The sequence below is a fragment of the Caballeronia sp. LZ028 genome (assembly GCF_031451415.1).
In the GTDB taxonomy this organism is placed as follows: domain Bacteria; phylum Pseudomonadota; class Gammaproteobacteria; order Burkholderiales; family Burkholderiaceae; genus Caballeronia; species Caballeronia zhejiangensis.
On sequence record NZ_JARUXN010000004.1, the window covers coordinates 558,679 to 579,352 of the forward strand.

The 20,674-nt window shown below is 64.5% G+C and carries 20 protein-coding genes; 10 read left to right on the top strand and 10 right to left on the bottom strand.

The genetic code is table 11. From position 1 onward, the window contains the following. Positions 1–50: 50 nt before the first annotated feature. Positions 51–1,157: an ABC transporter ATP-binding protein gene (locus QCE58_RS25330; RefSeq protein ID WP_008353628.1), complete on the bottom strand. Its 1,107-nt coding sequence runs from the start codon at positions 1,155–1,157 to the stop codon at positions 51–53. A gap of 188 nt (positions 1,158–1,345) precedes the next feature. Between QCE58_RS25330 and QCE58_RS25335 the strand changes: the two genes are divergently transcribed. Further along, positions 1,346–2,839, top strand: coding sequence for a PLP-dependent aminotransferase family protein (locus QCE58_RS25335; protein WP_250521604.1), 1,494 nt, complete (start codon positions 1,346–1,348; stop codon positions 2,837–2,839). A 14-nt stretch (positions 2,840–2,853) separates the two neighbouring features. Here the strand turns inward: QCE58_RS25335 and QCE58_RS25340 are convergent, their stop codons facing one another. Beyond that, positions 2,854–3,432, bottom strand: a complete 579-nt coding sequence (locus QCE58_RS25340) for a TetR/AcrR family transcriptional regulator (RefSeq protein ID WP_008353626.1) — start codon at positions 3,430–3,432, stop codon at positions 2,854–2,856. Positions 3,433–3,530: 98 nt separating this feature from the next. Between QCE58_RS25340 and QCE58_RS25345 the strand changes: the two genes are divergently transcribed. After that, positions 3,531–3,998, top strand: a complete 468-nt coding sequence (locus tag QCE58_RS25345) for a nuclear transport factor 2 family protein (protein ID WP_008353625.1) — start codon at positions 3,531–3,533, stop codon at positions 3,996–3,998. 12 nt (positions 3,999–4,010) lie between these two features. Here QCE58_RS25345 and QCE58_RS25350 read toward each other — a convergent pair whose 3' ends face one another. Further along, on the bottom strand, positions 4,011–5,033 hold the full coding sequence (locus QCE58_RS25350) for a transporter (RefSeq protein WP_008353624.1): 1,023 nt from the start codon (positions 5,031–5,033) through the stop codon (positions 4,011–4,013). A 259-nt stretch (positions 5,034–5,292) separates the two neighbouring features. Here QCE58_RS25350 and QCE58_RS25355 point away from each other — a divergent pair, with 259 nt between their 5' ends. From QCE58_RS25355 to QCE58_RS25365, 3 genes are all read left to right on the top strand, one after another. Next, positions 5,293–5,637, top strand: coding sequence for a hypothetical protein (locus QCE58_RS25355; RefSeq protein WP_033537148.1), 345 nt, complete (start codon positions 5,293–5,295; stop codon positions 5,635–5,637). 62 nt (positions 5,638–5,699) lie between these two features. Next, the gene (locus tag QCE58_RS25360; protein ID WP_008353620.1) at positions 5,700–6,131 is read left to right on the top strand and encodes a response regulator; all 432 of its coding nucleotides are present in this window, start codon (positions 5,700–5,702) and stop codon (positions 6,129–6,131) included. Between the two features lie 322 nt (positions 6,132–6,453). Beyond that, positions 6,454–6,729 carry a hypothetical protein gene (locus QCE58_RS25365; protein WP_008353619.1) on the top strand — a complete coding sequence of 92 codons (276 nt, stop codon included), beginning with the start codon at positions 6,454–6,456 and terminating at the stop codon, positions 6,727–6,729. Between the two features lie 106 nt (positions 6,730–6,835). Here QCE58_RS25365 and QCE58_RS25370 read toward each other — a convergent pair whose 3' ends face one another. Further along, positions 6,836–7,789 (bottom strand): chemotaxis protein, encoded by a 954-nt coding sequence (locus QCE58_RS25370; protein ID WP_008353618.1) that lies wholly within the window; start codon positions 7,787–7,789, stop codon positions 6,836–6,838. Positions 7,790–8,075: 286 nt separating this feature from the next. Here QCE58_RS25370 and QCE58_RS25375 point away from each other — a divergent pair, with 286 nt between their 5' ends. The 3 genes from QCE58_RS25375 (at position 8,076) to QCE58_RS25385 (ending at position 10,479) form a co-directional block, all read left to right on the top strand. Next, entirely contained in the window at positions 8,076–8,516 is a 441-nt protein-coding gene (locus tag QCE58_RS25375) for a CBS domain-containing protein (protein WP_175979204.1), read from the top strand. Positions 8,517–8,632: 116 nt separating this feature from the next. Then, a complete protein-coding gene (locus QCE58_RS25380) occupies positions 8,633–9,631 on the top strand; it encodes a diacylglycerol kinase family protein (protein WP_033537147.1) in 999 nt (332 codons plus the stop codon). Beyond that, complete coding sequence (locus QCE58_RS25385; RefSeq protein WP_008353615.1) at positions 9,628–10,479, top strand: metallophosphoesterase; 852 nt, start codon at positions 9,628–9,630, stop codon at positions 10,477–10,479. The genes QCE58_RS25380 and QCE58_RS25385 overlap by 4 nt, the downstream gene beginning before the upstream one ends. On the opposite strand, the gene QCE58_RS25390 is transcribed toward QCE58_RS25385, so the two are convergent. Next, the gene (locus tag QCE58_RS25390; RefSeq protein ID WP_250460388.1) at positions 10,463–10,858 is read right to left on the bottom strand and encodes a PPC domain-containing DNA-binding protein; all 396 of its coding nucleotides are present in this window, start codon (positions 10,856–10,858) and stop codon (positions 10,463–10,465) included. The genes QCE58_RS25385 and QCE58_RS25390 overlap by 17 nt on opposite strands. Before the next feature lie 104 nt (positions 10,859–10,962). Between QCE58_RS25390 and QCE58_RS25395 the strand changes: the two genes are divergently transcribed. Together QCE58_RS25395 and QCE58_RS25400 are read left to right on the top strand one after the other, a co-directional pair. Then, positions 10,963–11,352, top strand: a complete 390-nt coding sequence (locus QCE58_RS25395; RefSeq protein WP_175979206.1) for an MAPEG family protein — start codon at positions 10,963–10,965, stop codon at positions 11,350–11,352. A gap of 16 nt (positions 11,353–11,368) precedes the next feature. Then, the gene (locus QCE58_RS25400; protein ID WP_250521605.1) at positions 11,369–12,043 is read left to right on the top strand and encodes an alpha/beta hydrolase; all 675 of its coding nucleotides are present in this window, start codon (positions 11,369–11,371) and stop codon (positions 12,041–12,043) included. Positions 12,044–12,697: 654 nt separating this feature from the next. Here the strand turns inward: QCE58_RS25400 and QCE58_RS25405 are convergent. From QCE58_RS25405 to QCE58_RS25425, 5 genes are all read right to left on the bottom strand, one after another. Continuing rightward, positions 12,698–14,713 carry a hybrid sensor histidine kinase/response regulator gene (locus QCE58_RS25405; protein WP_241484858.1) on the bottom strand — a complete coding sequence of 672 codons (2,016 nt, stop codon included), beginning with the start codon at positions 14,711–14,713 and terminating at the stop codon, positions 12,698–12,700. Positions 14,714–14,963: 250 nt separating this feature from the next. After that, entirely contained in the window at positions 14,964–15,122 is a 159-nt protein-coding gene (locus tag QCE58_RS25410) for a hypothetical protein (protein ID WP_160172890.1), read from the bottom strand. 162 nt (positions 15,123–15,284) lie between these two features. After that, positions 15,285–18,080: an Hsp70 family protein gene (locus QCE58_RS25415; protein ID WP_250521606.1), complete on the bottom strand. Its 2,796-nt coding sequence runs from the start codon at positions 18,078–18,080 to the stop codon at positions 15,285–15,287. Next, entirely contained in the window at positions 18,081–19,973 is a 1,893-nt protein-coding gene (locus QCE58_RS25420; protein ID WP_250521607.1) for an Hsp70 family protein, read from the bottom strand. Further along, positions 19,970–20,566 carry a DUF2760 domain-containing protein gene (locus QCE58_RS25425; protein ID WP_250435658.1) on the bottom strand — a complete coding sequence of 199 codons (597 nt, stop codon included), beginning with the start codon at positions 20,564–20,566 and terminating at the stop codon, positions 19,970–19,972. Before QCE58_RS25425 ends, QCE58_RS25420 begins: the two co-directional genes overlap by 4 nt. Between the last annotated feature and the right edge of the window lie 108 nt (positions 20,567–20,674).

Genomic DNA, 20,674 nt, shown 5'->3' on the forward strand with positions numbered 1-20,674 from the left:
TTCCTCTCTTCTTCGACTTGGTTTTGTCAGTGGACCTACGGTTGGGAAGTTCAGGCGAACACGCGCAGATGCTCGGGCGCGAATTCGAGCGCGACGGGCGCGCCGGGCGTGAAGCCGTCGAGCGCCGGCGTGCCGAGCGGCACCTTGACGAAGCATTCGTCCTGTTCGCGCACGCCGCAGCGCATGCGAACGTGGTCGCCGAAATAGATGAGGCTTTTCGCTTCGCCGGACAGCGCGTTGATGTTGCCGTTCGCATGGCCGTTGCCTTGCGTGAGATCCGTGAGCTTCATGCGTTCGGGCCGGATGCACGCAATCGCTTCCGCGCCGGGCTTCGCGTTCGCGACATTGAGCCCGGACACGCGCGTGCCGTCGGCTAAACGGATCTCGCAGAACTCGCCCTGAATCTGTTCGATGGTCCCGCGCAGCCGGTTACTGTCGCCGATGAAGTTCGCGACGAACTCGTTGCACGGCGCTTCATACAGATGATCGACGGTGTCGAGCTGCTGCACGATGCCCTTGTCGAATACGGCGACGCGGTCGGACATGGTGAGCGCTTCGCCCTGATCGTGCGTGACGTAGACGAACGTGACGCCGAGCTTCTCGTGCAGCGCCTTGAGTTCGATCTGCATGTGCTCGCGCAACTGCTTGTCGAGCGCGCCGAGGGGTTCGTCCATCAGCACGAGCTTGGGTTCGAACACGAGCGCGCGGGCGAGCGCGATACGCTGCTGCTGCCCGCCGGAAAGCTGCGCCGGATAACGCTTCGCGAAGCTCTCCATGCGAACCATCTTGAGCGCGTTGTTCACGCGATGCGCGCGCTCTTCGGCGGACATCTTCCGAACGGTCAGCGGATATTCGACGTTCTGCTGCACCGAAAGATGCGGAAAGAGCGCGTAGTTCTGAAACACCATGCCGATGTCGCGCTTGTGCGGCGGCACTTTGTTGAGCAACTTGCCGTCGAGCCAGATCTCGCCGCCGGTCGGGAACTCGAAGCCGGCGAGCATCATGAGACAGGTCGTCTTGCCCGAGCCGGATGGCCCGAGCAGCGTGAGAAATTCGCCCTGATAGATGTCGAGATCGAGCGATTTGACGACGAGCGTTTCGCCGTCGTACGTCTTTCGAACGCCGCGAAAACTGACGATCACCTGATCGGATTTCATCTGTCCGTGTCTCCTTCAGAAAAACCCTGTTGCCTACTGCCGGACGGCTGCCGACGTGCGGAAATTATTCCCACTACCTGCGATAACTATAGCCCGCCACGGTTCTACAATGTGGAGCCATTTCAATATTCAAAATAGAACCACTTGAGGGTGACCGGAATAGTGGTTTTCATGCGATGGGAGATACCGTGGATACGATCATCCTGGCCGACTGGCTGAGCGCGCGGCTCGATCGCACGGCCGCCGAGCCGATGTACCGGCAAGTGCTCGAACTGATGCAGCAGGCCATTCTCACGAGCCAGCTCGCGCCGGGCACGAAGTTGCCGAGTTCGCGCACGCTCGCGATCGATCTCGGCATCGCGCGCAATACCGTCCTGCATGTCTACGATCAGCTCACGGCCGAAGGCTATGTGAATTCGACGACCGGCAGCGGCACGTATGTCGCCGACACCGCGCCGCGCGATGGCGTCGCGAAGAAAGCGAAAGCCGAGGAAACGAAGGCGTCGTGCACGATCTCGCGGCGCGGCGAGCGCCTGATCGCGCAGGCGGGCGTGTCGCCGAAACAGTGGGGCGCGTTCATGCCCGGCGTGCCGGACGTCGCCGAGTTTCCGGCACGCACATGGAGCCGCTTGCAGGCGCGTCTATGGAAGCGCGCGAACCCCGATCTGCTGACGTATGCGCCGGGCGGCGGCTATCGTCCGCTGCGGCGCGCGTTGTCGGATTATTTGCGCGTCGCGCGCTCCGTGAAGTGTCAGCCAGACCAGATCATCATCACGACCGGCATTCATCAGTCGATCGATCTCGCCGTGCGCCTGCTCACCGATTTCGGCGATCGCACGTGGGTCGAGGAGCCGTGCTACTGGGGCGCGCGCAGCGTGCTGCAATCGTCGGGGCTGACGCTCGTGCCGATTCCCGTCGACGAGGAAGGGCTCAATCCGGCCGCGCGCGACATGACCGAGCCGCCGCGGATCGCGCTCGTGACGCCGTCGCATCAATATCCGCTCGGCATGGTGATGAGTCTCGCGCGGCGTCGCGCGCTGCTCGAGTTCGCGCGCCAGCACAAGGTGTGGATCATCGAGGACGATTACGACAGCGAGTTCCGCTACGGCAGCCGGCCGCTTTCGTCGTTGCAGGGACTCGACGACGCGGGGCAGGTGATCTATGTCGGCAGTCTCGGCAAGATGCTTTATCCCGGCTTGCGCATGGGTTACATGGTCGTGCCGGAGGAGCTTGTCGAAACGTTTCGCATCGGCGTGGCGGAACTGTATCGCGAAGGGCAACTGATGCAGCAGGCGGTGCTGACCGAGTTCATTCTCGACGGGCATTTGACGTCGCATGTGCGGCGCATGCGCGGACTGTACGGCGAGCGTCGCGAATTGCTGATCAACGCGATCCGCGCGCGTTTCGGCGATACGCTCGCCGTGCGCGGCGACGAAGCCGGACTGCATTTCGTGCTCGAACTGCCGCAGTTCGTCGACGATCGCGCGGTCGCCGCCGATGCGCTGGCGGCCGGCGTCGTCACGCGCCCACTGGTCAATTACTTCATGAACCGCGACGAGGCGTTGCGCGGTTTGATGCTTGGCTACGCGTGCGTGCCGAATCATGACATCGCGCCGAATTTCGCGAAGCTCGCCGATGTGATCGAGCACGCAATGGCGCCCATGCAGGTCGCGCAGGCATGAAGCCGTTCATCGCGCTACTCGGCTGCGCCGCGCCGGACCGCGCGAACGACGCGTGCGAGCGCCTTCAATGCATCGGCGGGCGAATCGGCGAATTGCGCGGCGACGATCGCGCCATCCACGGCGAGCGCGAGCGCTTGTGCATCGGCTTTGGCGGTGCGCGAAGCCGGCATCAGCGCGCGGATCGCCGCGGTCATGTCACGCTTGTGGCGACGTGAAATATCGATGGCCTGCGGCAGCGTCGCGCCGACTTCGACGACCGAATTGATGAACGCGCAGCCACGATAATTCTCGCTGCCGAACCATTCGGCGAGCGCGGGCACGAGCGCGTTGAGCGTTCCGCCGTGGCGAGCGAGCGCGTCGCGGAACCATGCCATCCAGTTATCGTGACGAAACGTGAGGAACGCGACGATCAGATCGTCCTTGCTCGGGAAATAGCGATAGAACGTCTTCTTCGCGACGCCCGATTCGGCGATCACGCGATCGATGCCCGTTGCGCGAATGCCATCGCGGTAGAAGAGATCGTGCGCGGTGTACAGGATGCGCGCGTCCGGCGCGAGCTCGGAGAAATCGCTGGAGATTGCGGAAGTATTCATGCAATCGATTGTAGACAGGTTCGTCTACCTGCGCTAGAGTGCGTCGGGTAGACAGACCTGTCTACTCATCTCATCGCTTAGAGCAAAGAGGACTCGCCATGGAATCCAAGCCGCCGTTTCCGCCGTTCGATGAAGCATCCGCCAAGCTGAAAGTCCGTCTCGCCGAAGACGGCTGGAACACGCGCGATCCGGAGCGCGTATCGCTCGCGTATAGCGTGGACACGCGCTGGCGCAATCGCGCCGAATTCGCGAACGGGCGTGAGGAAGTCGTCGCGTTTCTGCGTCGCAAATGGGCGCGCGAACTCGACTATCGGCTTATCAAGGAATTGTGGGCGTACACGGGCAATCGCATCGCGGTGCGTTTCGCGTACGAATGGCACGACGACGCGAACAACTGGTATCGCAGCTACGGCAATGAAAACTGGGAATTCAACGAAGCGGGATTGATGACGCACCGTCACGCCTCGATCAACGATCTGCCGATCAAGGAAGCGGACCGCAAATATCATTGGCCGCTCGGTCGCCGGCCCGACGATCATCCGGGCCTGAGCGACCTGGGCTTCTGACTTCGGGGGCGGCTACATATCGCGTCGTCGCCGGAACGCCCACCATCCGGCGAGCGCGGTGAAGGTCGCGACGATCGCCACGAGCAGCCAGAAGCCGTGGTGATTTTCCGCGAGCGGAATGCCGCCGACGTTCATGCCGAAGAAACCCGCGACGATATTGATCGGCAGCGCGAGCACGGTCACGAGCGTCAGCGTGAAGAGCGTGCGGTTGCTTTGCTCGTCCATGCGCGTCGCGACTTCTTCCTGCAGGAGCTTGATGCGCTCGACGAGCCCGGCGAGATCGTTGAGCACGAGCGAGAACTCTTCGGTCGCGTCGCGAAGGTCCTGAATGTCCTGCGAATGCAGCCAGCGCGGCGGCCGCGCGAGCAGCCGGAACACGGAGCCGGGTTCGGGCGCGAGCAGGCGCTGCAGCCGGACGAGCACGCGCCGCAGTCCGCCGAGATCGGTGCGGGTCGCGGCGCCGCGCATCGACAGGAAACGGTCTTCGATGCCGTCGACCTCGACGCTCGTGCGCCGCACGATATGCACGAGCAGATCCGCCTGATCGCGCAACAGATGCGCGAGCAACTCGGCGGGCGAACGGAAAATTTCGCCGCGTCTAACCGACTCGCGCAGCGAATCGACCGATCGCAAGGGCTTGAGCCGCGCCGTCACGATCAGCTTCTGATGCGTGTAGACCCACAGCGTCGCGATCTCCGAGGGCGTCAGCTCGAAGTTGAACATCACATCGTTGATGACGGCGAGGAGCGCGCCTTCCTGATGCTCGATGCGCGTCGAATGCGAGCCTTCGTTGAGCGTGTCGAAGAACGCGTCGGGCAGGCCGAGGCGGCCGCGCATCCACCGTTCGCACGAACTGTTCGCGAGATCGAAGTGCAGCCAGACGAATTCCTTGGGCGTGTCGTCGCGGGCGAGCCATTCGCTTGCGGCTTCGGCATCGATCGGCACGCCGGGCAGATCGGCATGAAATCGGAAACCGCAGACGAGGCCGGAAAAGTCGGAGCCGTAAGGCGGTCTTTGCAGGGTAGCGGGATTCATGCGGGCGTTCGGTTACATTCTGAGTATGTCGGCGTGTCGGCGGATGACGCGGCCCCGACGCTTCTGGCATGCGCGTCGCCACGCGCTAGTGTGCCATCGGTCGCGCCCCGGATCGCGATCGTATCGCGTGAACGCGAGCGAAACGATGGCCACGAACGCGGTGCGCCGTGCAAATATGACTGTCATTTTGTCGGCGTATCATCGCGCCACGCAAGACGGGCGCACGCGAGGCGCCGCGCGCGAAACTGGGGAGAAGGCAGTGGAAGACCATGACGACATGGACGGGGCGACGCAAACCACCGCGAACGGGCTGGTTCGCCTGGCGTCGGTGATTGCGGGACTGGCGCGCGAAGGCGCGATCGATACGCGCTTCGGCGCGAAGCTCCTCAAGCGGCTCGACAAGGAAGCGCGGCGCGTATCCGAACCCGGCGGCGCGCCGCTCGACGAGACGGAGCAGTCCGCGCTGTTCGGGGCGCTCGGAGAACTGGATGTCGCGTTGCGCCAGCGCGACGCGGCATCGCTCGTCGAGGCGAATGCGCGGCTGCGCGAGAGCGAAAGCGCGTCGGGAAAGCGTCGCAAAAGCCGGAAGAGCGGCGACGCCTGAGCTTGGCGGCGGGCGGGCGCGAAACATGCTGTTGGGCAGTCGTATGTTTCCGTCGAACGCCCATGCCCCTGTACTTGCATTCTCCTCATTGCGCGCTTTGGACGAATCGCAGCGTCGATGTCGACCGCGATTCGTGGCGCATCCTCATCGTCGACGACAACGCCCATAGCGCCGAAGCGCTTTGCGCCGCGCTCGAAGCGGAGGGCTTCGACACGCGTTTTGCGTTGTCCGGCGTCGATGCGCTCCATACGATCGACAACTGGGTGCCGCACATCGTCATTCTCGATATCACGATGCCGGAACACGACGGTTTCGCAACCGCGCGCGTGCTTCGCCGTATCGCCCGCACGCGCGACGCGGTGATCATCGCGTTCACGGCGCTCGGTGAGGACATCGTGCGGGCGGAGGGCATGCATTCCGGATTCGACGGTTATTGCCAGAAGGGCAACCCGCCCACGGAACTGCTCCGCCTGATCGGACGGCTCGTTCACTGAGATAACGCGGGATGTCGTTCGCGCTAGCGGGAAATTCGCACGCCCGTGCGCTAAATAATTGTTCGTTCCCCGCTAAACGAAGCAGCCGAGCGCGCCGCTTGTCAACACGCGCAATCGCCCGCCAGGCGGACGTTTAGGACGATTTTGAACGATCGTGCGGCCAACTATTGTTGGTCCATACCGAAAACTGAATTGAAATTTATGGAGATAAAAAATCGATAGTAGGGGTATACACTGCATTCCATCGACGTAGCAGACAGTTTCTCGCAAGACCGCTGCGGCGCTTTCTGATTGAACGTCAACCGTCTTTGGAGCTCACACCATGAAACGCAATCTTCTCGCTACTCTTCTGATCGCCGCTACCGCCACGCTCGCCGCTCCCGCTTTTGCAAGCGGCTACGGTCCGGCTCCGTTCTACCGTCCGGCTGTGGGCGCGCCGACGTCGCAACAAGGTCCGAGCGCACAAGCGATCGCCGCCGAAGAAAACGCGAACGGCACGAGCACGACCGCTTTCGGCGGCTCGCGCGACGCGCTGGCTCAGTCGGGCACCCGCACGCAATCGGCCAACAAGGCTCAGTCCGTCTTCTTCGGTCAATAACCGGTTCGGCCAGCCCGGCTCATCCGCCGGGCCGACAGGCTGAAAGACTGATTCGGCGCGCGCCGCGCAGGCTAAAAAGGTCTGCGTTGCGCGCGCCGAACGCGTTTCAGGCCGCGAGCGCGCCGCGCATCACGTTCGCGAGCTCCGACGCCTCGAACTTCGACACATACGCGTTCGCACCGACCTTGCGTACATGCTGCTCGTTCGCCGATCCCGACAGCGACGAGTGAATCACCACCGGAATGTGCATCAGCCCGGTCTCCGCCTTGATGCGGCGCGTGAGGGTGAAACCGTCCATTTCGGGCATTTCCAGATCGGTGAGCACGAGCGCGATGTGATCCGCGACCTCGGTGCCGTCCTTCTCCGCCTTTCTGAGCGCCGCTTCCAGTACGTCCCACGCTTCCTGGCCGGTTTTGGTCATCACGAAGGGCACGCCCATCGCCGTGAGACTTTGCTCGATGAGCGCCCGCGCGACGCCCGAATCGTCTGCCGCAAGCACGCGCGCGCCCGGCTTGAGCTGCAGCCGACCGGTGTTGGCCTCGGTGATATCCGTTTCCTGCGACGGCAGCACATCACGCACGATGCGCTCGACGTCGAGCACCTGCGCGAGCCGCGAGCCGTCGACGTTGCCATCGAGCCGCGCGAAACTCGTCACGGTCTTGCCGCCCGAGTGCGATTCCGCCGACAGCACCTGATTCCACTCGAGCCGCACGATATCGTCGACTTCCTCGACCGCGAAGCCTTGCGTCGTGCGCGCGAATTCGGTGACGAGCAGAATTTTCGGACCGTTTTTCGGCCGGCAGCCGGTGATGCGCGCGAGATCGATCACGGGAATGATCTGGCCGCGGATATCCGCGACGCCGAGAATCTCCTCGCTCGAACCGGCGACGGCGGTGATCGTCGGCATCGCGAGAATCTCGCGCACCTTGAACACGTTGATGCCGTACAGCTCCCGTTGCTCCGAGCCCGGCGACTCGCCGAGCCTGAACAGAAGCAACTCGAACATGTTGCTGCCCGCGAGCCGCACGCGCTGCTCGATATCCTGTTGTGAACTGCTCACCTCGTTCTCCCTCTAAGCGATGCCTTCGTGTGTTTGCCGGTGGCTTCACTTTCCACCAGATGCCTGATTAGCGGCATTAATCGGCGAAACTGAAGGCATGCGTGACGACGCGCGAGATGAAACGCGCGGCGCACGTCTCGCGCGGCGCCGGTGATCTATACTTTTTTTGAATGGTCGGGTTAATGCCGATGAAGGCATCGCGCGCGAGGCTTTACGCTGCATACAGGCGCAAGATTACCCGTCGCCCAGGCGCAACAACGTTCCCCGCTCATAACGGAGGCGCTCGATGGCAACAGTCGCACAGGTTCTGAATTCGAAACCCGACCAGACGGTCTTTACCGTTCCAGCCACGGCGTCGGTCTTCGATGCAATCAAGCTGATGGCCGACAAGCACATCGGTGCGGTGATCGTCACCGAAGGCGACGAGATCGTGGGCATCATGACCGAGCGCGACTATGCGCGCAAAGTCGTCCTGATGGACCGCGTCTCGAAGCACACGCCGGTGCGCGACATCATGACGTCGCACGTGCGCTACGTGCGCCCCGACCAGACCACCGACGACTGCATGGCGCTCATGACCGACAAGCGCATGCGTCACTTGCCGGTGATCGACAACGGCAAGCTCATCGGCATGATCTCCATCGGCGATCTGGTGAAGAACATCATGGCCGAGCAGCAGTACACCATCCAGCAGCTCGAGTACTACATTCGCGGCGAGCACACTTGATTGCCGGCGATCCGGCTGTAAGCATTTCGTTATAATCGGCAGGCTTCGCCTATGAGCGCGGAGCCACGCTCGTCGTGCGCGATCCGCGCGCGCGGAGCATCGAGGGAGCGCCGCCGATGACACCGACTGCCGCATCCGCATCTCCATCCGCCGACACCGCAAAAACGCTCGCCGCCGACGCGCCGTTCTTCATCGTGATGAACGCGGGCTCGGGACGCCGTCAGTCCGACGCGACCCGCAGCCTGCTCGAAAGCGAACTCGGCGCGGCCGGGCGACGTTTCGAATTGCGCGTCGTCGACGATCCGCGCGGTCTCGCGGACGTCGCGCGCGAAACCGCGGCGGCGGCGTGCCAAGCGGGCGGCGTGCTCGTCGGCGCGGGCGGCGACGGCACGCTTTGCACGGTCGCGCACGCGGCGCACGACGCCGGCTGCCCGTTCGCGGTGCTGCCGCGCGGCACGTTCAACTACTTCAGCCGCGACCACGGCATTCCCGCCGATCTCGAGCAATCGACGAAACTTCTGCTCGACGCGCGCGCCTATCCGGTGCAGGTCGGCTTCGTGAACGCGCGCATGTTTCTCGTCAACGCGAGCCTCGGGCTTTATCCGCGCTTGCTCGAAGATCGCGAAATCTATAAGCGGCAATTCGGGCGCAGCCGGCTCGTCGCGCTCTGGTCGGCGCTTTCCACGATGCTCAAGCCGCATCGCCATTTGCGTCTGCATATCGATCACGATGGCAGCACGACCGAAATTCGCTCGTCGACGCTCTTCGTCGGCAACAACCGCCTGCAGATGGAGCAGATCGGCATGCCGGACGAAGCGCGCGCGCTGGAACAGGGCTTGCTCGTCGCGATTGCGCCGCGGCCGGTCGGACGGCTCATGCATCTGTGGCTGTCGCTGCACGGCGCGGCGGGGCGTCTGTCGGATTCCGATCACGTCGTGAGCTTCACGTTCGAGCGCATCACGGTGACGCATCCGTCGAAGAAGCGCAGACTCGTCAAGATCGCGACGGATGGCGAGGTCGCGAAACTGCAGATGCCGCTGGAATTTCGCGTGTCCGACAAACCGCTTTTCCTGCTCAAGCCTGAGCCGACAGTGGCCGAAGCCAATCGCTCATGACCTTGCTGTTGCAGATTTCCGATACGCATTTCGGCACCGAGCGGCCGCCGGTGGTCGCAGCGCTCCTGCGGCTCGCCGATGCGCTCGCTCCCGATCTCGTCGTGCTGTCCGGCGATATCACCCAGCGCGCGCGCAAGCGGCAGTTCGCGTCGGCGCGCGCGTTCGTCGATGCGCTCGGCGCGACGCCGACGCTCGTCATCCCCGGCAATCACGACATTCCGCTTTTCGATCCGCTCGCGCGGCTGTGTTATCCGTACGCGAATCATCAGCGCGCGTTCGGCGCCGATCTCGAACCGGCGTTCGATTCGGCGGGGTTGCTCGTGCTCGGCGTGAACACGACGCGGGCGTATCGTCACAAGGACGGCGAAGTGTCGATGCAGCAGGTGAGGCGCGTCGCCGCGCGGCTGGAGGCGGCGAGCGCGGCGCAGTTGCGCGTCGTGGTCACGCATCAGCCGGTGGCCGTCACGCGCACTCAGGACGAAAAGAATCTGCTGCACGGACGCGAGCGCGCGGTGCCGCGCTGGGCGCGTGCGGGCGCGGACCTGATTCTCGGCGGGCATATTCATCTGCCCTACGTGTTGCCGCTGCACGATACCTTCGCGGGACTCACGCGCCGCATGTGGGCGGTGCAGGCGGGCACGGCGCTGTCGTCGCGCACGCGCGGCACGATCGACAATTCGGTGAACGTGATCCGCCACGACGCAAGCGTTGGCAATGGCGACGGGCGTCGCGCGACGGTCGAACGCTGGGACTATTCGGAGACGACCGAAGCATTCGAGATGATCGCGCGCCACGATCTCGCGCTCGGCGTCGCGCAACCGACGGATGCTGTCACGTCGCCCGGATGACGAGTTCGGCGAAGCCCGTCGCGGCATCGTGCTCACGCGTGTAACCTTCGCCGGGCAGATGCGCGACGATGATCTCCGCCGTCGTCCGCACGATGCAGCCCGGCGTGACGTGGCCGCCGGAGACGCGGCCATCGGCATCGGCGATGCTCATGTGCAGGTGCGGGCCTTGCGCTGACAGCGTGCCGGCGAGCGTGACGATTTCGAGATCGCCGCGCAATTCAACGGCTTCGTCGCGGCCCGCGTAGCGCAGACGCGCGACGTTCAGGCTGCCGATGCCCTGAAGGACGAACGCGGCGGAGAGCGCGTGCGCGCGGAAGGCATGATCGAGCGCGGCGCGCAGATCGTCGCCGGGCGACAGACGAAGGGTCATCGCATGCATGGATGAAGGACTCGTAGGGGATCACGTTCAAGACTACACGCTGGCGGATCGCGGTGGCATCATGGGCGCGGTCCGCCGTGGCTATTTCTTACTGTGGAGACGCCATGAGTTTCGAACTGACGATGCTTGCCTGGACGCTCGTGCTCGCGCTGGTGCAAGTGTTGCTCCCTGCGGTCGTGCGCAACCGCGAAGTCGGCATCAGATACCAGGCCGGCCCGCGCGATGCCGCCACGCCGCCGCCCGGCAAGCTTTCCGGACGGCTGATGCGGGCGCAGTCGAATCTGTTCGAGACGCTGCCGATTTTCGCCATTGCGGTGCTGATCGTGCACGTCACGGGGCGCGAGAACACGCTCACGCACTATGGCGCGCTTGCGTATTTCGTCGCGCGTCTGGTCTACGTGCCGCTCTACGCTGCCGGCGTGCCGTTCGTGCGCTCGCTGGTGTGGCTGGTGTCGGTCGTGGGCATCGTGCAGATTCTCGTTCCCATCATCTGACGAGGAGTGAAGGGCAATGACCGATCAAGCTTCGACCATCGAGATCGAAACCGCGCCGAATCCCAAATTCGCCGTGATCCTGATGCACGGCCTCGGCGCCGATGCCAACGACTTCGTGCCGCTCGTGCCCGAATTGCGTCTCGCCGATGCGCCCGCGATCCGCTTCGTGTTTCCGAACGCGCCGGAGATCGCCGTGACGGCGAATAACGGCTATGTGATGCGCGCGTGGTACGACATTCTGTCGTTCGAGGGCATCAACCGGCGCGTGGACGAGGCGGGCATCGTCGCTTCGGTCGGGCGCGTGCGGGCGCTTATCGAGGCGCAGAACGCGCGGGGAATCCCCAGTGAGCGCATTTTTGTCGCGGGATTTTCGCAGGGCGGTGCGATGACCTATCAGGCGGGGCTCACTCATCCCGAGAAGCTCGCTGGGTTGATCGTGCTGTCGGGCTACATTCCTTCCGAAGGGCTAATCGATGAATCGCTTTCCGAAGCGAACCGATCGGTTCCCATCTTTGCCGCGCATGGGAGCTTCGATGATGTGCTCAATGTGGCTCTCGGTGAGCAGGCGTGCGAATTCGCTCGCGGGCAAGGGTGTGAGGTCGAATGGCATGCCTATCCTATGGCGCATTCGGTTTGTATGGAGGAGGTTGAGGCGTTGCGGGCTTGGTTGGGGGGGCGGTTGCGAGGGTGAGGTTTTTTTTCGCCGGATCCCGTATTGGCGTCGGTCTATTAGCGTTGCCCCTGTGCGGGGCGGCACTCACTTTCTTTGCTGCTGCAAAGAAAGTAAGCAAAGAAAGCAGCTTTTCAGGCCCGCGGTCACACGCAATTTGGGTAGTCCTCTCGTCCCAGGCGGCACTCGCCTAAAGAGTGCCCTCATCACAATAACGGGACTTGGATCGCGCACGGTCCGCCGCCCGAATACGTTGAGCGCGCTGGTTCAGCACGAAAGAGCTTCGGCACAGCGCTACGCGCTGCCGCCGGGTATGCAAGGGAAACCAACGTGCGGCACTTGCAGTGAGATGGAGACGTTAGTAGCGGAGCACATGCATCCCCGATTGACCCATCGGCCGCGAAGCGGGCCGGAGCTATTTGGTGCTGAACCAGTTTGTTGTGTGGTGCGATGTGACAGACCGTGCGCGAGCCAAGCCCGATGGGGTGTTTGGGGGCACTCTTTAGGCAGCCCACGATGGACGAGAGGACTACCCAAATTGCGTGTGACCGCGGGCGTATCAGTAGCTGCTTTCTTTGCCTACTTTCTTTGCAGCAGCAAAGAAAGTAGGTGCCGCCCCGCACAGGGGCAGTGCTAATAGACCGACGCGAAACCGGGATCCGGCGAAAAAAAGACTCACGCACCCGAGTCACAAAAACCAGCAATCAAAGCAAGCATCCCACGCCGCAATTCCCCAGGACTAACGGGCTTGGAAAGCACGTCCTGCTCACACGCGAGCGGCACGATACACGCGGCCGGTTCACCGGTAACGACGAGACAAGGACAAGGCCGCCCAAGCCGCGTCGCACCGAGCATCGCCACTTCCCGCGCGGTCTTGGCATCACGCAGTCGAAAGTCGGTAATGATGAGATCCGGAAACCGCTCGATATCGCCGAGAATCGTCTCGAACTCCTCGAAGCTCGCCGCCGAGTCATAAAGCACGCCCCATTGCGACAGCAGCGCTTCGGTCGACGCCCGCACGAGCCCATCGTCCTCGACGAGCAACACATAACGCCCCTTGAGCTGCGCCATTTCCGCCGCCTCGGAACGCGCCGGCGCACGCGCCGACGGCGTGTCGGGCGACGGTCCGCACAGCGGCATTTCGAGCGAAAAGCGCGAGCCGCGCCCTTCGGTGGACTTCAGTTCGATGCGATGCTGATCGAGCATCGACATCACCGCATTGACGATCGACAGCCCGAGCCCCAGCCCCTTGTCGCGATCTTGCTCGGGATTGTCGACCTGAAAGAACGGCTGAAAAATCGCATCGAAATAATCGGCCGGAATGCCGATGCCGTTATCCAGTACGTCGATACGCGCGCGCGTCGGCGAACGCACCACGCCGACGATCACGGTCGGCTTCGAAGTCTTGCTCTGATCTGCATACTTGATCCCGTTGGACACCAGATTGGCCACGGCGCGCCCGAGCCAGTGCGCGTCGCTGCGCACGCAGACGACATCGTCCTTCGGCAGCCGCAGGCGCAATTCGACGCCGCGGCTCATCGCGAACGGACGCAACTGCTCGGCGGCTTCCTCGACGATCTGTCGCACGTCGAATACGTGATAGCGCGGCACGACGCGCCCTGATTCCAGCCGCGAGAGATCGAGCACCGCGTTCAGCAGCCGCGCGAGGATAACGGACGAACGCCCGCACTCGTTGATGAGCCGTTCGGCCTGATCGAATTCGCCGTTGCGGATGGCCTCGGCCGCCGCCTGCAGGAACAGATTGAGCGCGTGCATCGGCTGACGCAGATCGTGCGTCGCCGCGGCGAGAAAGTTGGATTTCTCGCGGCTCGCGGTCTGCGCGGCGATCATCTGCTGTTCGCGCAGCGCGAGCAGCGCGTTGGTCTTGTTCTCCTGATCCTTCTTGGAGACTTCGAGCTCGCGATTCTTGCGGCCGAGCGAAACATTCGCGGTGCGCAATTCGTCGTTGAGGGAAGCCAGCGCGCGCTCCGAACTATAGCGCTCGCGCGAGACGCGCTCGGCGTGCGTGCAGACGCCGTGCCCCACGACCACGACGTTGAACATATAGAAGAGCCCCGCGAAGAAATCCTCGGGGTTGAGCAGATGAATCGTCACCTGCAACACCACGATCGACGCCAGCGTGATGATGCCCGCTGTCAGCGCGACGCGAGAGCGCAGATAAAAGAAACTGAACTGGAAGAACAGCGCAAGGCACAGCCCGATGAAATGCTGCGTGTAGTTATAGGGCGCGGGCGTGATCGCGACCATTGCGAGGATCAGGCACAAGAGCCCGTAAATGCCCGTCAGAATGATGCGTTGCGCGGTGGCGTGCGAGCGGAACGACGGCCGCAGCACCAGCACGCCGACAAAAAACAGCAGCGCGATGCCGGCGAAGCGCAGCGCGAGGATGTCGGGCAGGCGCGAATCGAGCGCGCGGTTGCCCCGCGCGAAGCTGAAGTCCCACCAGAGGAAGCACGTCCAGATGGCAAGCGCGAGCAGCGTCGACGCGCGCCGGAATGCGCAGAAGCGCTGGCTGTGGTCTTCGAGAAACTGCGCTTCGAGGACGGGATCGGAAAACGGCGCCGGAATCGAGAGATTGCGCACCAGGCTCGCGCCGGCCTCGCGGGCCGCCGAGAGAAGAATGCCTGGATTGCGCACGCCGGCGGCGCGTTGCGGTACGGCCATCTTCATGCTCGCTCAGGGAATCGGGATATCTACTTTAGGCCAACGCGGTCAGACAAATACGCCTTTTTTTAGCAATCGGCCATTATCTCCGGCAATTATTGCGCTTTTTTGGCGAGTTGCGAGGGCACGCGGCGAGACGGAAGGAAGGAGGAAGGGAGCCGATCGGCGGGCGTTTGATCGTTTGCCCGCCGATTCGAAGGACAGCCACAACGAATGCCCCCCGCACGATGACGAGGGCGGTCTCGAGGAGAACCGTTCAGCTTTTCGGTTTGGCCTTGGTGGTGCGCTTCGTGACCTGCGTTTCCTTCGCGCCTGCGGCCTTCGCGGGCGATGCCTTGCTGCCGGCCGTTTTCTTGCGGCTCGACATTTCCGTTTCTGCGGGTTGGCTCGCTTGAGCCTTGCGTGGGGATGGCATGTTGACCTCCTTCAGTATGTGTCCATATCGACACATTGATAACCATAGGATGCGGTCAGCCGGTATTCAAGACTCGGCGGGCTTCTCGCGCGGCGCATCGGCCAAAAACTTCTGAGAGCGAAGCATTTCGCCCGATGCCCGCAACGAGCGCGGCGAGCGCGATCAGTGGATGAGCTTCAGCCCCGCCGGCAGCGTTTCGCCGAACACGCGTCCGACGTCGGCGCGATCGAGCTCGACGGTCTCGCGGACCATCGCGATCCACGCCTGCGCCGCGCCCATCGTTTCGAGACGCTGCACGACAGCCGCGCGCGCATCGTCGGGCAGATCGCGCGAGCGGTCGCCGGTCATGCGCGCGATCTGCACGGCGGCGAACGCGGCGGGATCGACCTTCTTCCAGTCGAGCGCGAGGATCGCATCGAGCCAGACGACGGCGACCTCGGGCGGCACGACACCGTGCGCGCTGCCGTAAAAGGGCGCGCGGGCGCCGATGCGGCCCAGCGCCCACCAGCTTTGCACGCTCTCCGAAGGCTTTTTCAGGCGCGTGAGCAGCCATTCGCCGACCTCGTTCTTGCGCTCGACCGGCACGCGTTCCAGCGACGCCGCGAGCCGCACCATGTCCTCGTAGCCCGCGCGCGCCGCGCCCGCCGCCTTGCGATAGCGGCTCGTGCCGGGCGGTTGCAGCACGAAGGCCATGTCGTCGAGCAGCTTGAGTTGCGCCGCTTCGGGCAGGCCACCGGCCGCGCGGCGCCAGAGCGTCCACCATTCGGACCAGATCTGGCTTTCGTTGCTGTACTGAATGCCCTGATCGAAAAGCGTCCAGAGTTGCTCGACACGCCATTCGTCGAGCGGATGCCCGAAGCCCGGACGCATGCAGTAGCCCGCGAGATTGAGCCACAGACGCTCGTGATCGGCGGTGCGGCGGCGCCTTTTCGCGCGCTCGAACAGCGCGCCGAAGACCTCGCGCAAGAGTGCGATGTCCCAGGTGTCGCGCGGGCCGAGCGTCTGTTCGAGCTGCGCGCGCAGGCGTTTGACTTCCTTCGGCCCGACATCGTGCGACTTCGCGCCGAACGTGCGGTCTATCAGTTCGATGGCTTTCGGCAGCGCCGGATGCGATTCGCTCACGGTCTCGTCGGTCTGCGACGCCTCGCGGCGCAACTGGAATTCGAGCAGCCAGCGTTGCGCGGGATCGTCGACGGCGATGCAGTGCATCTCCAGCGTGCCGACTTCGGTGAGCGAGGTCGTCAGCTGAACCGCCGTTTCGCGCGCTCGGCCCTTGCCGGCGGCATGCGGATCGACGACGGTCGCGATCGGCGGCAGACGGATGAAATCGCCCGATGCGGCCGCGAGGTCTGCGAGCGCGCCCGCTTCGTAAGCCGTCTCCGACACCGACGACGCCAGGTGAAAGCGCACCGGCGCGCCGAGCGTGAGCGAGAAGGTGCGATCGGCGAGATGGATCGCCTGGCCTTCTTCGGTGCCTCGCGGCAGGACGCAGACGCCACGCATCGCGTTGGCATCGTCTTCGAGCAGCAGGAAGAAGCTGCGCGCCGAGCCACCGCCGATCTTCGGCGCATTGCCCGCGCGCGCGAGCGCGTAGGCGACCGCGCCGCGCGCGACCGCGACATCGGGATTGCCGTTCGCGAGCACGTTGACGGCTTCGCCGCGCCAGCCGGAAAGCGTATCGGCGATGCGGCGCGCGAGCGGAGCGGCGCGAAACACGCCGCCGTTCAACAGCAAGGTGTCCGGAATGGCGAGCGTTTCGGCGGGCGCATCGACGAGGCCGAGCGCCTTCTTCGCCTCTCCGGCATGCTGGCCGAGAAACGCCGCGATATGCCGCGTGATGGCCGCGTCGCTCGCATACGGCAGCCCGAATTCGACGATGCCGCCGCGCGAACGGCCGGGGCGATCGCTCGGGGCGACCATCGGAAAGAATCCTTCGACGATGATCCGCTCGATCTCGTCGCGCGTGACATCGGCCGAACGCGCGCCGCCGATCAGCTTCGAGCCCGCGCCGAGCAGCGTGATCGACGTGGATGCGGGCGCGTTGTCGCCTAGCAATTGCTCTTTCGCCGCGCGGCAGCGCTCGACGAGTTGCGACAGGCGTCCGGCGGAGAGACGCGCATCGCTGCCCGCGAGACGCTTCTCGACGAGATGCGCGAGCGCGAGATCCATATTGTCGCCGCCGAGCATCAGATGGTTGCCCACGCCGATGCGCGTCAACACCGGCTCGCCGTTCTCCATCGCGACCTGGATGAGCGTGAGGTCGGTTGTGCCGCCGCCGACGTCGACGATCATCACGAGCCGCGTCGCCTTCAGATCATCCGCGAGCGTCGCGCGATGATGAAACAGCCAGTCGTAAAACGCGGCCTGCGGCTCTTCCAGCAGCCGCAGTTTTTCGAGTCCCGCCATGCGCGCGGCTTCGAGCGTCAGCGCGCGGGCGCCTTCATCGAACGAGGCGGGCACGGTCAGCACGACGTCCTGCGTGTCGAGCGGTGCATCCGGAAAGCGCTCGTTCCACGCCGCGTGGACGTGCGCGAGATAGCTCGCGCTCGCCATCACCGGCGAGATTTTTTCGACGTCGTCGCCCGCGCCCCACGGCAAGATGGCCGCGAGGCGATCGACCGCCGCGTGCGACAGCCAGCTTTTCGCGCTCGACACGAGCCGTCCCGGCACCTGCGCGCCGAGCATCCGAGCGAATCTGCCGATGACGGCGGGCGCTTCCATCTCGCCCCACGGCAATTGCAGATCCTCGGACTTGAGTTCGCCTGGCGCGAAGTGATAGCGCAGCGACGGCAGAAGCGGCAGCGCCGCGACTTCCCCCGCGCCGACGAGCTGGTCGATGTCGAACACGCGGATATCGTTCGAGCCGATTTCCGCGTACGCGACGACCGTATTGCTCGTCCCGAGATCGATGCCGACGCTGTACCGCGCGCCGGACACCTTTTTCTTGCGCCCGGACACTTACAGGCCCATGCCCTGATCCGCGCCCGCGTTCGCGCCGCCGCGCACGTCGAACTCGACCTTCCAGCGCTCGGACGAGCCGCGCGGAATCGCTTCGAGTTCGAGCGTGCCCGCTTCGGTCACGCGTGCGTGCAGCTTGACGGGCACGACCTCGCCCGGCGTGCGGCCTTCGGGCGGCAGCGACGCTTCGATCTCTTCGAGTTCCTGCAATTCGTCCGGTTGCCAGTAATCGAGCAGCGTGCCGACCTGATCCTGACGACGCACCGAGGAGCCGAAGAAGCGGAAATGCACCGGCTCGCCGACGACGAGCCCGAATTCCTGCGCGGGCAATTCGGCGTCCGTGCCTTCCTCCATGCCGAACGGCGCGACGCACAGCGCCTGCACGGGCGGCTCCAGTCCGGGAACGGCCGGCATCGCCGATTCGACCGCGACGTAGTACGCGCGCGCCGTGCCGCCACGGATGCGCACGCCCTTGCCGCGCCGCACATAGCCGTAATAGGCCGCGCCGCGCGCCACCGCGAGATCGAGGTCCGCGCCTTCGAGCAGACGCGCGGCGGGCGCGTTTTCGGAGGCGAGCCATGAATTCAGCGTCGTCATCACGCGCTCGACGAGCAGCGGCGACTTGAACACGCCGCCGTTGAACAGCACGACGGTCGGATGCAGCAGCGTCGCGCCCTGCGGCGCCTGATGCTGCAGGCCTTCGACTTCCGTGAGCGCGTTGACCTGACGGCCGAGGAACGCGGCGAGATGGCGCGTGACGGCGGCGTCCTGCGCGTACGGCAGACCGAGTTGCGTGAGACCGACGCGCGCGCGCGAAACGGGGCGAGCCGCGGCATCGACTTGCGGGAAAAAGCCTTCGAGCAGGATCTGCGTGAGTTCGGCGCGCGTGAGTTCGGTGCGCAGCGACCCGCCGATCAGCTTCGAGCCGCGGCTCGGGACGACGAGCGGCACCGCATCGACGGACGGATCGGAAAGCAGCGTTTCCTTCGCCGAGCGGCACGCGTAGGTGAGGGCGCGCAACTGCCACGGATCGGGCTGCGTGCCCGATTGCGCGAGCTTGCGCGCGACGGTATGCGCGAGCGCGAGGTCCATGTTGTCGCCGCCGAGCAGGATGTGCTCGCCAACGGCCACGCGATGCAGTTCCAGATTGCCTTCGCGCTCGACGACCGCGATCAGCGACAAGTCGGTCGTGCCGCCGCCGACATCGACGACGAGAATCACATCGCCCACTTTGACCTGCTTGCGCCAGCCGCCCGACGATTTTTGAATCCAGCTATAGAGCGCGGCCTGCGGCTCTTCGAGCAGCGTCATGCGCGTGTAGCCGGCTGCGGCGGCGGCTTCGGCGGTGAGTTCGCGCGCGGCGGGATCGAAGGACGCGGGAATCGTCACGGTGACGTCCTGCTGATCGAAAGGCGCATCGGGATGCGCGTGGTTCCACGCTTCGCGCAAATGCGTCAGATAGCGCACCGAGCTTTCCAGCGGCGACACGCGCTCGACTTCCTCGGGCGCATCGGACGGCAGGATTGACGCGCGGCGATCGACGCCCGGATGGCACAGCCAGCTTTTCGCGCTGGAAACGAGGCGGATCGGCGTGCCCGCGCCCCGGCTGCGCGCGAGTTCGCCGACGATGAACCTGCGCTCCTGCGTCCACGGCAGCGTGAGATCGCCGGGCGCGAGCTCGTTCTCGTGCGGCAGATAGAGAAACGAGGGCAAAAGATCGCGTTCTTCGGCGGCGCCGGGCGCGGTCAGTTGCGAGATGGGCAGCACGCCTTGCGCGGTCTTTTCGCCGTCGCTCGCGCTCATGTCGACGTAGGAGAGCGCGCAATGCGTCGTGCCGAGATCGACGCCGATCGAGTAGCGCGCCGGGTTATCGTTCGCTTGAATGTCGCTCACAGTTCCACCTCCGCGGGCGCGACGATGCTCGCATCATGGGACGGCGCGAGCTTCGGCAGGCGCGTGTCCTCGACCTTCCATCCACGATGGCTGATGCTGCCCGAAAAGGGCGGCTTGCCGACGACGTTGCCCGTCAGCCGGATGGCGGCGGCATCGAAACCCTCCTGCAGTGTGATGCGCGTGCCTTCCGCTTCGGTGCGCACGGGCTTGACCGTGAAATGCTCGCGCAGCACGTTACGGCAGCCGTCGTGCACGAGGCGGGCGGCCGCGCCGATATCGGCGTCGCTGTAATTGACGATGTCTTCTTCCACGAAATCGATGAAACGCGCGTCGCGCTGCAAAAGGCCGAGCAGTTGCAACGCGGCGACCGGGCTCGCCTCCTTCAGCGCGGACGGCGCGGGTTGAACCGGCGCGGCGGCAGGCTTCGGCGCTTCGGCTTTGAAATCGGGCGCGGCTGCGGGGGCTTCAGGCGCTTCGGGCGCTTCGCGCAGGCGCTGCACGCGGCCCGCGAACGATGCATTGCCGAGAATGCCGAAGAAGGCGCCGAAGGCAATGCCTATCCTGCCGAAAAAGCCTGGATTCATGTCGGTCATGTGATGCTCCTGTAGGCCGCGCGAGGACGACCCTATCCTCGGGCGGCGCGGGTGGCCGGTGTTCGGTGCCGTATCGGCGGGGTGATGCCGGGAATGTCTGCCCGTGCG